This window comes from Streptomyces sp. NPDC093089 (assembly GCF_044754405.1).
Classification (GTDB): domain Bacteria; phylum Actinomycetota; class Actinomycetes; order Streptomycetales; family Streptomycetaceae; genus Streptomyces.
The window spans coordinates 227878-240555 of the sequence record NZ_JBIVPA010000005.1; the positions used below are offsets into that span (position 1 = coordinate 227878).

General features: G+C 71.6%; 9 protein-coding genes. 4 read left to right on the forward strand and 5 right to left on the reverse strand.

Annotation, left to right across the window (positions count from 1 at the left end; all coding sequences use genetic code 11):
- Window positions 1-300 precede the first annotated feature (300 nt).
- From ACIQFX_RS13750 to ACIQFX_RS13765, 4 genes are all read right to left on the reverse strand, one after another.
- Window positions 301-1950 carry an alkaline phosphatase D family protein gene (locus ACIQFX_RS13750; RefSeq protein WP_402462100.1) on the reverse strand — a complete coding sequence of 550 codons (1650 nt, stop codon included), beginning with the start codon at window positions 1948-1950 and terminating at the stop codon, window positions 301-303.
- A gap of 141 nt (window positions 1951-2091) precedes the next feature.
- Window positions 2092-2907, reverse strand: a complete 816-nt coding sequence (locus tag ACIQFX_RS13755; RefSeq protein ID WP_402462103.1) for a DsbA family protein — start codon at window positions 2905-2907, stop codon at window positions 2092-2094.
- Window positions 2908-2954: 47 nt separating this feature from the next.
- Entirely contained in the window at window positions 2955-3641 is a 687-nt protein-coding gene (locus ACIQFX_RS13760; protein WP_402462106.1) for a hypothetical protein, read from the reverse strand.
- Between the two features lie 71 nt (window positions 3642-3712).
- Window positions 3713-5038 carry a DUF2252 domain-containing protein gene (locus ACIQFX_RS13765; RefSeq protein ID WP_402462109.1) on the reverse strand — a complete coding sequence of 442 codons (1326 nt, stop codon included), beginning with the start codon at window positions 5036-5038 and terminating at the stop codon, window positions 3713-3715.
- A gap of 169 nt (window positions 5039-5207) precedes the next feature.
- Between ACIQFX_RS13765 and dnaE the strand changes: the two genes are divergently transcribed.
- Window positions 5208-8747 carry a DNA polymerase III subunit alpha gene (dnaE, locus tag ACIQFX_RS13770; protein WP_402462112.1) on the forward strand — a complete coding sequence of 1180 codons (3540 nt, stop codon included), beginning with the start codon at window positions 5208-5210 and terminating at the stop codon, window positions 8745-8747.
- Between the two features lie 165 nt (window positions 8748-8912).
- Here the strand turns inward: dnaE and ACIQFX_RS13775 are convergent, their stop codons facing one another.
- Entirely contained in the window at window positions 8913-9086 is a 174-nt protein-coding gene (locus ACIQFX_RS13775) for a hypothetical protein (RefSeq protein WP_017238775.1), read from the reverse strand.
- Between the two features lie 217 nt (window positions 9087-9303).
- Here ACIQFX_RS13775 and ACIQFX_RS13780 point away from each other — a divergent pair, with 217 nt between their 5' ends.
- From ACIQFX_RS13780 to ACIQFX_RS13790, 3 genes are all read left to right on the forward strand, one after another.
- Window positions 9304-10770 carry an NYN domain-containing protein gene (locus ACIQFX_RS13780; RefSeq protein WP_402462116.1) on the forward strand — a complete coding sequence of 489 codons (1467 nt, stop codon included), beginning with the start codon at window positions 9304-9306 and terminating at the stop codon, window positions 10768-10770.
- Between the two features lie 20 nt (window positions 10771-10790).
- Entirely contained in the window at window positions 10791-11762 is a 972-nt protein-coding gene (locus tag ACIQFX_RS13785) for an ABC transporter ATP-binding protein (protein ID WP_402462842.1), read from the forward strand.
- Between the two features lie 67 nt (window positions 11763-11829).
- Window positions 11830-12657 (forward strand): ABC transporter permease, encoded by an 828-nt coding sequence (locus tag ACIQFX_RS13790; RefSeq protein WP_402462119.1) that lies wholly within the window; start codon window positions 11830-11832, stop codon window positions 12655-12657.
- Window positions 12658-12678: the final 21 nt, after the last annotated feature.

Below are 12678 nucleotides of genomic sequence, written 5' to 3' on the forward strand. Positions count from 1 at the left end.
ACGGTGACTCCTCGTGGGGGGGTGGTGGGGGAGGTACTTCCTCGCCACGCCGGGGAGATTACGCGTCCATGTCAGCCACCGAAGAGGAGCGATCAAGCCCAATCATTCGAGGGGCAATTCGGGTCATCGGGAAGAAATTCTTCTGCCCGTTCCGGAGTTTGAGACCTCGACGTAACGAGCGGGGTGACGGAGGCGGGTGGTGTGTCCGGATTCGATCTCCGAAACTCGCCACCCGCCGTAGCGATGTGATCTCCCGTTAACACAAGAGATCATGGCTGAAAATCGCCGTTGAGGTGTCGCCTAGCGAACCGGCTGGTACACCCGCTCGACACGTTGCGTTCCGGTGAGCGTCCGGTACGACCGCGCCCAGGCCGTCGTGGCGGCCGGATCCGTCTTGTCGGAGACCGTGTAGTAGTCCATCTGCGAGCGCTCGGCGGTCACGTCCAGCACCCCGTAGCCGTGGTGGTCCATGTCCACCCACTTCACATGGCGGTTGGCGGCCTTGACCGCGCCGGCGGCCACCACCGAGAGCGTCCCCGGGGCCACGTGCAGCAGGTCGTCCAGGTTGTCCGAGGTGACCGAGGTGACCACGAACTCGGTCGCGGCGGAGGCCGACACCGGGTACGTCGCGGCCTTCACCGGCACGTCGTTGGCCCATGCCATGTGGATGTCGCCGGTGAGGAAGACCGTGTTGCGGATCCCTCGTGAGGTCAGGTGCGCGAGCAGCTCCTTCCGGTCGTCGGTGTAGCCGTCCCACTGGTCGACGTTGACCGCGAGCCCCTCCTTGGGCAGGCCCATCAGCTCGGCCAGCGGCTCCAGGAGGTACGCGGGCAGGGCGCCGAAGGCGACCGGCGAGATCATCACCGAGGTGCCGACCAGCTGCCAGGTCGCGTCCGAACCGGCCAGGCCGGCTTTCAGCCAGTCCAGCTGGGCGCGGCCGGTGATGCTCCGCTCCGGGTCGTCGACCGTGCCGCTGCCCGTCTTCGCCGCCGCGGAGCGGAACGAGCGCAGGTCGAGCAGGTGCAGATCGGCCAGCTTGCCGAAGCGCAGCCGCCGGAAGACCGTTCCCTCCGTGGAGGTGCGGACCGGCATCCACTCGAAGTACGCCTGCTTGGCGGCGGCCACCCGGGCCGCCCACTCGCCCTCGGCGCCGGGGGTGTGGTTCTCGGCCCCGCCCGCCCAGGCGTCGTTGGCGAACTCGTGGTCGTCCCAGATGGCGACCACCGGGTGGGCCGCGTGCAGCGCCTGGAGGTCGGGGTCCGTCTTGTACTTCCCGTGCCGGGTCCGGTAGTCGGCGAGCGAGACGATCTCGTGGCGCGGCTCGTGCTGCCGGACGACGTACTTCGCCTCCGGGTAGGCGCCGCTGGCGTACTCGTAGACGTAGTCGCCGAGATGGAGGACCGCGTCCAGGTCGGCGCGGCCGGCGAGGTGGCGGTAGGCGGAGAAGTGGCCGGCCTCCCAGTTCGCGCAGGAGACCACGCCGAAGCGGACGCCCGGTGCGGCGGCGTCGGCGGCCGGTGCCGTGCGGGTGCGGGCGGCGGGCGAGACGGCGTCGCCCGCGGTGAAGCGGAACCAGTAGGCGGTGGCCGGGCGCAGGCCGCGGACGTCCGCCTTGACGGTGTGGTCGGAGGAGGCGCTCGCCGTGGCCGTACCGGAGGCGACGACCCGGGCGAAGCCGCGGTCCTCGGCGAGTTCCCAGCCGACCCGGAGGTCCGGGCCGAGGCCCGATCCGGGCACGGCCTCGGGGGAGGGGGTGACGCGCGTCCAGAGCAGGACGCCGTCGGGCAGCGGGTCGCCGGAGGCGACGCCGTGCAGGAAGGCGGGTGCCCCGGGGGCCGCGAGGGCGGGGGAGGCCGCCCCGAGGAGGGCGGGTGCCGCGACGGCGGTGACGGCAGCGGCCTTGACGACCGTGCGGCGGGTGGGGGCAGGAGATATGAAACGACTGGTCACGGCCAGTCAGATTACTGACGAGTATGCCCGTTGGGCAGGCGAAATCCGGAAGTTCGCCGACTCGTCGCCCCGGAGACGCCCCCGCCCCCGCCCCCGGCCGGGGAGGCAGGGGCGGGGGCGAAGGCGGGGTGTGAGGGGGCGTCAGGCCTTGAGGGCCGCCGCGATCGCCGTGTCGAACTCGGCCGGCGTCATCGGCGGGTTGTCGCTGCCCGCCACCGTCACCGGCTTGCCGTCCATCTTCAGGGTCGGGGTGCCCGACACCCCGCTCGCGTCGAAGGCCGCGGACATCTTCATCGCCCAGGCGTCGAAGGTGCCCTCCTCCACGTTCTTCTTGAAGGCGGCGTTGCCCTTGAGCGCCGGCACGGAGTCCGCCACCTCCAGGAGGTAGGAGTCCTTGGCGAACTTGTCGTCCTTCTCCTCCGGGTGGAAGTCCGTCGAGTAGAGCGCGGACTTGTACTTCAGGAAGGCCTCGGGGCTGACGTCCAGGGCCGCGCCGAGCGCGGAGAGGGCGTTCTTGGAGCCCTCGCCCGGGATGCCGTCGTCGATGAAGGTGGCACCGACGTACTTGATCTTGTACTTGCCGGCCGCGACGTCCTTCTCGACCGTGGAGCCCACCGACTGCTCGAAGGTCGCGCAGACCGGGCAGCGCGAGTCCTCGTACAGCTCCAGCGTCTTCTTCGCGGACGACTTGCCGATGACGACCGTCGTGCCGTTCGTGCCCGAGGTGTTCTTCGGGGCCGTGACGTTCTTCGCGTCCGCCGCGGCCTCCCAGTGGGACGGCTTGCCGGACTGCACCACCGCGTAGCCGATGCCGCCGGCCGCGGCCAGGACGGCCAGGGCCGAGACGCCGACGACGAGCTGCCGGCGGGCCCGGTCCTTCTTCGCCTGGCGCTCGCGCTCGACGCGCAGCCGCTCGCGGGCGGCGGCCTTGTTGGACTGGCTGTTGCGTGCACTCATGATGATCTCCGTGAAAGGGGGAAGGCAGGGGGAACCGCGGGACGCGCTCAGACGAGGGCGAGACCCGGGTTCGGCGGCCCCCGCCGCCCCACGGAGTGCACGAGGAACCGGGTACGGGAGGACACCTGCCGCCCCGCGGGCCGCCCGGCACGCCGGGGCGCCGGACCGCCCGCACGGAAGAAGGCCGCCACCAGCAGCAGCGGACGGAACGCGCAGGCCGCCACCGCGCCGACCAGCCGGGCCAGCGCACGCTCCCCGCCGCGCAGCCAGCACGCCGCCGCGAACCCGACGCCCACGTGCGCCAGGAGCAGCAGCCAGGGCAGCGCCGGATCCGGGGAGGCGACCAGGGCCGCCGCGCTTCCACCTCCGGGGGTCACCACGCCGGGCAGCGGGGCCCCCACGGCGCCGCCGCAGAACACCTCCACCCCCACCGCGCGCAGCGAACCGGCGACCGGGCCGCCGGCGGGGCCGTAACAGACCGCCTGACCGCTGGTGAAGAGGGTGTCGGCCGCCAGTTCCAGCGGGACGAGGAGCCCGGCGATCGGGCCGAGGCCGCGCTCGCGGCCGGCCAGCGCGTACGCCACGGCGAAGACGGCGACGGCCACGGGGACCACGGTCCCCAGCGGCAGCGGAACGCCCGAGAGCAACACGTGGGACGCCACGGACAGCGTCACGACCAGGGCCGTGAAGAACGCCGCCCGCAGCGTCCTCAGCTGCGTCCCTGCCATGTCCATCGTCGACGAGTCTGTCACGGGGGCCCGTAAGAGGTCCCTAAGGACTTCCTGTGGACGGCCCGCCGGGATCCCTACAGGCCGGGGATCCGGCCGTTGCGGAAGAGGTCCACGAAGATCTGGTGGTCGGCCCGCGCCCGCGCGCCGTAGGAGTGCGCGAAGTCCACCAGGAGCTCGGCGAAGCCCTCCTCGTCGGCCGCGATGGCCGCGTCGATGGCCCGCTCCGTCGAGAACGGCACCAGCGAGTGGCCGCTGGAGTCGTCCGCCGCCGCGTGCATGGTCGCCGTCGCCCGGCCCAGGTCCGCGACGGTCGCCGCGATCTCCTCCCAGTCGTCGATGTCCGACCAGTCCAGGTCCACCGCGTACGGCGAGACCTCGGCGACGAGCTGCCCGGCACCGTCCAGCTCCGTCCAGCCCAGCCACGGGTCGGCGTGTGCCTGCAGCGCCCGCTGCGAGATCACCGTGCGGTGGCCCTCGTGCCGGAAGTACTCCCGCACGGCCGCGTCCGTGACGTGCCGCGAGACCGCCGGGGTCTGCGCCTGCTTGAGGTAGATCACGACGTCGTTCTCCAGGGCGTCGCTGTTGCCCTCCAGCAGGACGTTGTACGAGGGGAGGCCGGCCGAGCCGATGCCGATCCCGCGCCGCCCGACGACGTCCTTGACCCGGTACGAGTCGGGACGGGCCAGGCTGGACTCCGGCAGGGTCTCCAGATAGCCGTCGAAGGCCGCGAGGACCTTGTAGCGGGTGGCCGCGTCCAGCTCGATCGTGCCGCTGCCCGCCGTGAAGCGGCGCTCGTACTCGCGGATCTCGGTCATCGAGTCGAGCAGCCCGAAGCGGGTCAGCGCCCGCGCCTCGCGCAGCGAGCCGAGCAGCGCCCCCTCGGCGGTCTCCAGGGTGAAGGAGGGGACCTCGTCGCCCTTGGCACCGGTCGCGAGGGCGTGGATGCGCTCCCGGTACCCGGCCGCGTAGATCCGGACCAGCTCGGTGATCTGCCCGTCGCTGAGCGCCTTGGCGTAGCCGATCAGGGCGAGCGAGCCGGCGAGCCGCTTCAGGTCCCAGGTGAAGGGGCCGACGTACGCCTCGTCGAAGTCGTTGACGTTGAAGATCAGCCGGCCGTTGGCGTCCATGTACGTGCCGAAGTTCTCGGCGTGCAGGTCGCCGTGGATCCACACCCGGCCGGTGCGCTCGTCCAGGTACGGGCCGCCGTGGGCCTCCCGCTCCAGGTCCGCGTAGAAGAGGCAGGCCGTGCCCCGGTAGAAGGCGAAGGCGGAACCGGCCATCTTCCGGAACTTGACGCGGAAGGCCGCGGGGTCGGCGGCGAGGAGCTCGCCGAAGGCGGTGTCGAAGACGGCGAGGATGTGCTCACCGCGCTCCGCCGCGGTGGGCTGGGGGACCGACATCGAGGTGCCTCCTGGTACCGGACGTGCTGCAAGGCTGTTCATGACAAATGGGACAGGTGTTCCCGCTCTCCCAACGCCCGACGGTACCGGCGAGTGCCCGCGTTCTGTCAGTCGGCCGACGTAGACTTCCACGCTGTCCCCCCAGAAATTCAGTCGGAGGCCTCCCCCCGTGACCAAGCCGCCCTTCACGCACCTCCACGTCCACACCCAGTACTCGCTGCTGGACGGTGCCGCGCGGCTGAAGGACATGTTCAACGCGTGCAACGAGATGGGCATGACGCACATCGCCATGTCCGACCACGGCAACCTGCACGGGGCGTACGACTTCTTCCACTCGGCGAAGAAGGCGGGGGTCACGCCGATCATCGGCATCGAGGCGTACGTGGCCCCCGAGTCCCGGCGCAACAAGCGGAAGATCCAGTGGGGACAGCCGCACCAGAAGCGCGACGACGTCTCCGGTTCCGGCGGTTACACCCACAAGACGATCTGGGCGGCGAACGCCACCGGACTCCACAACCTCTTCAAGCTCTCCTCCGACGCGTACGCCGAGGGCTGGCTGCAGAAGTGGCCCCGGATGGACAAGGAGACGATCTCCCAGTGGTCGGAGGGGCTCATCGCCTCCACCGGCTGCCCCTCCGGCGAGCTCCAGACCCGGCTCCGCCTCGGCCAGTTCGACGAGGCCCTGAAGTCGGCCTCCGAGTACCAGGACATCTTCGGCAAGGAGCGGTACTTCCTGGAGCTGATGGACCACGGCATCGAGATCGAGCGCCGGGTCCGCGACGGGCTCCTGGAGATCGGCAAGAAGCTCGGCATCCCGCCGCTGGTCACCAACGACTCGCACTACACGTACGCGCACGAGGCCGGCGCCCACGACGCCCTGCTGTGCATCCAGACCGGCAAGAACCTCTCCGACCCGGACCGCTTCAAGTTCGACGGCACCGGCTACTACCTGAAGTCCACGGACGAGATGTACGCCGTGGACTCCTCGGACGCCTGGCAGGAGGGCTGCCGCAACACCCTCCTGGTCGCGGAGCAGGTCAGCACCGAGGGCATGTTCGTCGAGAAGAACCTGATGCCCAGGTTCGACATCCCGGAGGGCTACACCGAGGTCAGCTGGTTCCGCGAGGAGACCATGCGCGGCATGCACCGCCGCTTCCCCGGAGGCATCCCGGACGACCGCATGAAGCAGGTCGAGTACGAGATGGACACCATCATCTCGATGGGCTTCCCGGGCTACTTCCTCGTCGTCGCCGACTTCATCATGTGGGCGAAGAAGCAGGGCATCGCCGTCGGCCCCGGCCGGGGCTCCGCGGCCGGCTCGATCGTCGCGTACGCCATGGGCATCACCGACCTCGACCCCATCCCGCACGGTCTGATCTTCGAGCGCTTCCTCAACCCCGAGCGCATCTCGATGCCCGACGTCGACATCGACTTCGACGAGCGCAGGCGCGTCGAGGTCATCCGGTACGTCACCGAGAAGTACGGCTCGGACAAGGTCGCCATGATCGGCACCTACGGCAAGATCAAGGCCAAGAACGCCATCAAGGACTCCGCGCGCGTCCTCGGCTACCCGTACGCCATGGGTGACCGGCTCACCAAGGCCATGCCCGCCGACGTCCTCGGCAAGGGCATCGACCTCAACGGCATCACCGACCCCTCGCACCCGCGCTACAGCGAGGCGGGCGAGATCCGGTCGATGTACGAGAACGAGCCGGACGTGAAGAAGGTCATCGACACCGCCCGCGGCGTCGAGGGCCTGGTCCGCCAGATGGGCGTCCACGCCGCCGGCGTCATCATGTCCAGCGAGCCGATCGTCGACCACGCCCCGATCTGGGTGCGGCACACCGACGGCGTCACCATCACGCAGTGGGACTACCCGCAGTGCGAGTCGCTCGGCCTGCTGAAGATGGACTTCCTCGGCCTGCGCAACCTCACGATCATGGACGACGCCGTCAAGATGGTGAAGTCCAACAAGGGGATCGACATCGATCTCCTGGCCCTGCCGCTGGACGACCCCAAGACCTTCGAACTGCTCCAGCGCGGTGACACCCTCGGCGTCTTCCAGTTCGACGGCGGCCCCATGCGGTCCCTGCTGCGGCTGATGAAGCCCGACAACTTCGAAGACATCTCCGCCGTGTCCGCCCTGTACCGGCCGGGCCCGATGGGCATGAACTCGCACACGAACTACGCGCTGCGCAAGAACGGCCAGCAGGAGATCACCCCGATCCACCCCGAGCTGGAGAAGCCGCTCGAAGAGGTGCTCGCGGTCACCTACGGCCTGATCGTGTACCAGGAGCAGGTGCAGAAGGCCGCCCAGATCATCGCCGGGTACTCGCTCGGCGAGGCCGACATCCTCCGCCGCGTGATGGGCAAGAAGAAGCCCGAGGAGCTGGCGAAGAACTTCACCATCTTCCAGGCCGGCGCCAAGAAGAACGGCTACAGCGACGAGGCCATCCAGGCCCTCTGGGACGTCCTGGTCCCCTTCGCCGGCTACGCCTTCAACAAGGCGCACTCGGCCGCGTACGGCCTGGTCTCCTACTGGACCGCCTACCTCAAGGCCAACCACCCGGCCGAGTACATGGCCGGTCTGCTGACCTCGGTCAAGGACGACAAGGACAAGTCCGCGGTCTACCTGAACGAGTGCCGCCGCATGGGCATCAAGGTGCTCCCGCCGAACGTGAACGAGTCCGAGTCGAACTTCGCCGCCCAGGGCGACGACGTGATCCTCTTCGGCCTCTCCGCCGTCCGCAACGTCGGTACCAACGTCGTCGAGTCGATCATCAAGTCGCGCAAGGCGAAGGGGAAGTACTCCTCCTTCCCGGACTTCCTCGACAAGGTCGAGGCCGTCGTCTGCAACAAGCGGACGGTCGAGTCGCTGATCAAGGCCGGCGCGTTCGACGAGATGGGCCACACCCGCAAGGGCCTGGTCGCCCACCACGAACCCATGATCGACAACGTGGTGGCGGTCAAGCGCAAGGAGGCCGAGGGACAGTTCGACCTCTTCGGCGGGATGGGTGACGAGGCGAGCGACGAGCCCGGCTTCGGCCTGGACGTCGAGTTCTCCGACGTCGAGTGGGAGAAGTCGTACCTGCTCGCCCAGGAGCGCGAGATGCTCGGCCTCTACGTCTCCGACCACCCGCTGTTCGGCATCGAGCACGTCCTGTCCGACAAGACGGACGCGGCGATCTCCCAGCTCACCGGCGGCGAGCACGGCGACGGCGCGGTCGTCACCATCGGCGGCATCATCTCCGGCCTCCAGCGCAAGATGACCAAGCAGGGCAACGCCTGGGCCATCGCCACCGTCGAGGACCTCGCCGGCTCCATCGAGTGCATGTTCTTCCCGGCCACCTACCAGCTGGTCTCCACCCAGCTCGTCGAGGACACGGTCGTCTTCGTCAAGGGGCGGCTCGACAAGCGCGAGGACATCCCCCGCCTCGTCGCCATGGAGCTGATGGTCCCCGACCTGTCGAACGCCGGGACCAACGCGCCGGTGATCCTCACCATCCCGACGGTGAAGGTGACCCCGCCGATGGTCACCCGGCTCGGCGAGATCCTCAAGCACCACAAGGGCAACACCGAGGTGCGGATCAAGCTCCAGGGCCCCCGGACCACGACCGTGCTCCGGCTCGACCGGCACCGGGTGCAGGCCGACCCGGCCCTCTTCGGCGACCTGAAGGTGCTGCTCGGCCCGTCCTGCCTGGCGGGCTGACCCCCGCACGCACCGGCTGCGGCCGCCGCTTCGGCCGCCGCGCACACACCGGCTGCGGCCGCCGCTTCGGTCTCCGTACAGACCGTCTCGGCCGCCGCTTCGGCCTCCGCGCACGCGCAAGGGGCGCGCCCGTTGTCACGGGCGCGCCCCTTTGCCGTGGAGGCGTCAGTTGTGGCCGAAGCGCTTCTGACGACCCTTCCGCGCCATGTCGCCCGGTGTCACCTGGGCGGCGCGCTGTTCGGCCTGGGATTCGAGGGCGGACTGCTGCGCCTGCTGCGCGCCGCGCTCGGCCGGGGACTGCTGCTTCTGACCGCGGTTCTGGTTGCGGTTCTTGGCCATGGGAATGCCTCCTCAAAGGGACCTAGGGGCCAGGGCCGCTGTCAGACTCACATACGGTATGAACCGCCGCATGTTGGATCATTACGGAGCGTGAGGGGTGGGCTGACGTGATACTCGCCACGCCGATGATCCAGTTCCGGCCGTCAAGCCCCCGGCGGTCGGGCAGACTCGAAGGAAACCCGAAGCACCCTTTCGAATCCGAGGCTCCCGAAAGAGGGTGGAACACGTGGACCGCTGCGTCGTCCTGGTGGACGCCGGCTACCTCCTGGGCGCCGCCGCCAGTCTTCTCGCCGGGGAACCGGCCCGCTCCCGGATCACCGTCGACCACGCCGGCCTCATCCGGCAGCTGCGCGAGCGGGCCGAGGCCGAGACCGCCCTGCCCCTGCTGCGGATCTACTGGTTCGACGGCGCACCCGACCGGGTGCCCCAGCCCGAGCACCGCAGACTGCGCGTGATGCCCCGCGTCACCGTCCGGCTCGGCGCCCTGACCAGGAGCGAGGGGCGCTGGGCGCAGAAGGGCGTCGACGCGGCCATGCACACCGAGCTGACCGAGCTCGCCAGGAACCGGGCCTGCTCCGACATCGTGCTCGTCACCGGCGACGGCGACCTGCTGCCGGGCCTCATGTCGGCCAAGGAGCACGGCGTCGCCGTCCACCTCTGGGCCGTCCAGGCCGCCGACGGCGACTACAACCAGTCCGAGGACCTCGTGGCCGAGGCCGACGAACGGCGCGTCCTCGACCGGACCTGGATCACCCGCGCCGTCCGCGCCAAGGACCTCAGCGGCCTCTGCGCGCCCCCGCCCGCCCCGCGCCCCGAGATCGCGGCGATCCTCTCCGCGCCGCTGCCCGAGGCCGCCCTCGCCGCCTCGGCCGAACGGGCGGCGGAGGCCGCGGCCGCGCGCACCGGCGGCCCCGCCCCGGCGGGGGACGCCGCCGTCCCCGCCGACCGCGGCCACGGCACCGACGGCCTCGTCCACCGCAACGGCCACGTCCGCGACGGCGACCGCGTCCACGCCAACGGCCACCTCCCCGACAACGGCCACCTGCGGGACGACGCCCACCTCCGCGAGGACGGTCACCTGCGGGACGACGGCCACCTGGGCGGCGGTCACCTGAACGGAACGGCGCTCCCCGCCCCCGCCACGGGCAAGGGCGTCCCCACCCCCAAGGACCTGGCCGGCCTGCGCGGCCCCGGCACCCCGGCGCCGCCCGGCGCGTCCGTCGCCACCGTGCCGCAGGGCACCAGCGCGCTCCGCTGGTCCTCCGACCGGGGCTGGGTCGAGCGCCCCGCGCCCTCCCTCGGCGAGCCCGCCGAGACCGCCTCCCTGCCCACCCTCGCCGCGCTGACCAGCGCCGAGCAGCGCTGGGCCGACCGCGAGGAGGACATCACCACCGTCGGCGGCGACCCGTTCGAGGTCGGCCAGGTGTTCGCCCGTCGCTGGATGGAACGGCTCCCCGAGCAGAGCCACGTCCAGAAGCTGTCCACCCTCTACCCCCGCATCCCGCACCGTATCGACGGCGAACTCCTCCGCTACGCCGCCCGCTTCGGTCTGCTCGCCCACAAGGACGACCAGATCGACGAGCACGACCGGTACGCCATCCGAGCCGGGTTCTGGCGCGAGATCGACGTCCGCGCCGCCGCCGAACACGCCCCCGCGCCCGGACCGGGCCCGGCGACCCCGTAGGCTCTTCCCCCGTGAGTACGGTGTGCGTGGTGCGGGACCTGGTCAAGACGTACCCCGCCACGCGCGGTAGGCGCGGTGCGCCGGCGACACCCGAGGTGCGGGCCACCGACGGGGTCAGCCTCGACGTGCGCGGCGGCGAGATCTTCGGCCTGCTCGGGCCCAACGGAGCCGGCAAGTCCAGCCTCGTCCGCCAGCTCACCGGACTCATGCGCCCCGACTCCGGCACCGTCGAGCTCCTCGGCCACGACCTGGTCCGCCACCCCGAGCGGGCGGCCCGGCTCCTCGCCTACCTCGGCCAGGAGTCCACCGCCCTCGACGAGCTGACCGTCGCCCTCGCCGCCGAGACCACCGCACGGCTGCGCGGCCTCACCGCCCCCGACGCGCGCGCCGAGCGGGACGCCGTCCTGGAGGAGCTTGGCCTCACCGCGCTCGCCTCCCGGCCGCTCAAGAAGCTCTCCGGCGGACAGCGGCGGCTCGCCTGCGTCGCCGCCGCCCTCGTCGGCGGACGGCCCGTGCTCGTCCTCGACGAACCCACCACCGGCATGGACCCCGTCGCCCGCCGGGCCGTCTGGGCCGCCGTCGACCGGCGCCGCGCCGAGCACGGCGCCACCGTGGTGCTCGTCACCCACAACGTCATCGAGGCCGAGACCGTCCTCGACCGGGTCGCCGTCCTCGACCACGGCCGGGTCATCGCCTGCGACACCCCCGCCGGGCTCAAGGAACGCGTCGCCGGCGAGGTCCGCGTCGAACTGGTCTGGCGCGAGACGGCCCCGCTCCACCTGCCCGAGGTCGCCGTGCTGCGGGAGCTCGCCCAGGAGACCGGACGGCGCTGGAGCCTCCGGCTCGCCCCCGACGCCGCCCGCGCGGCCGTCGCCACCGTCACCGGCGGCGCCGCCTTCGCCGCGCTCGACGACTTCACCCTGGCCACGCCCAGCCTGGAGGACGTCTACCTCGCCCTGGGCGGGGCGACCGAGGGGCTGGTGAAGGCGTGACCCGCCCCGCGCCCCGCGCCCCGCGCGCCCCCCACGAACCCCACGACACCGTCAGGAGCCGCCCGCAGTGAGCACCGTGCCCGCGGAGGTCCTGCCGACCGCCGCGTCGACCACCCGGTCCCGCGGCGCCGAGGACGGCCCCGCGCCCCTCGCCCCGCGCGCCCGGCTGCTGCCGGCCCTGGCCGCCGTCTACCGGGCGCAGCTCTCCCGGGCCCGGGTCGCCCGCATCCCGCTGCTCTTCGTGGCCACCTTCCAGTCGATCGGCATCATGGTCATGATGCGCGGGGTCGTCGACGGCGGCACCGAGGCGAGGGCCGTCGTGGCGGGCTCCACCGTCCTGGTCGTCGCCTTCGTCGCGCTCAACCTGCTCGCCCAGTACTTCGGGCAGCTGCGGGCCGCCGGCGGCCTCGACCACTACGCCACGCTGCCCGTGCCGCCCGCCGCGGTCGTGCTCGGCGCGGCCGGGGCGTACGCCTCCTTCACCGTGCCCGGGACGGTCGTCACCGCCGTCGCCGGATCCGTGCTGTTCGGCCTTCCGCTCGGCCACCTGTGGATCCTCGCCGCCGTCGTCCCGCTCTCCGGGGCGGCGCTCGCCGGACTCGGCGCGGCCCTCGGGCTCCTCGCGCCCCGGCCGGAGCTGGCCACCCTCCTCGGCCAGCTCGGCATGTCGGCGGCGCTGCTCCTCGGCGTGCTCCCGGCGGAGGGGATGCCCACGCCGATCGCGTGGGCGCGGGACCTGCTGCCGTCCACGTACGGCGTGGAGGCCCTGGCCCGCACCTTCGCCCCGCACCCGGACTGGGCGCTCGTCGCCGGCGACCTCGCCGTGTGCGGGGCGGTCGGCGTCCTCTCCCTCGCCGTCGCCACCCGGGCGTACCGGCGGGCCGCCGTCCGCTGAGGCGGGCCACAGGGACACCTG

What these genes read in the sequence shown, in the direction of transcription:
- ACIQFX_RS13760 (WP_402462106.1), bottom strand. Translation starts at nt 3,641, where the DNA reads ATGGACATGGCAGGGACGCAGCTGAGGACGCTGCGGGCGGCGTTCTTC.
- ACIQFX_RS13765 (WP_402462109.1), bottom strand. Translation starts at nt 5,038, where the DNA reads ATGTCGGTCCCCCAGCCCACCGCGGCGGAGCGCGGTGAGCACATCCTC.
- ACIQFX_RS13775 (WP_017238775.1), bottom strand. Translation starts at nt 9,086, where the DNA reads ATGGCCAAGAACCGCAACCAGAACCGCGGTCAGAAGCAGCAGTCCCCG.
- ACIQFX_RS13755 (WP_402462103.1), bottom strand. Translation starts at nt 2,907, where the DNA reads ATGAGTGCACGCAACAGCCAGTCCAACAAGGCCGCCGCCCGCGAGCGG.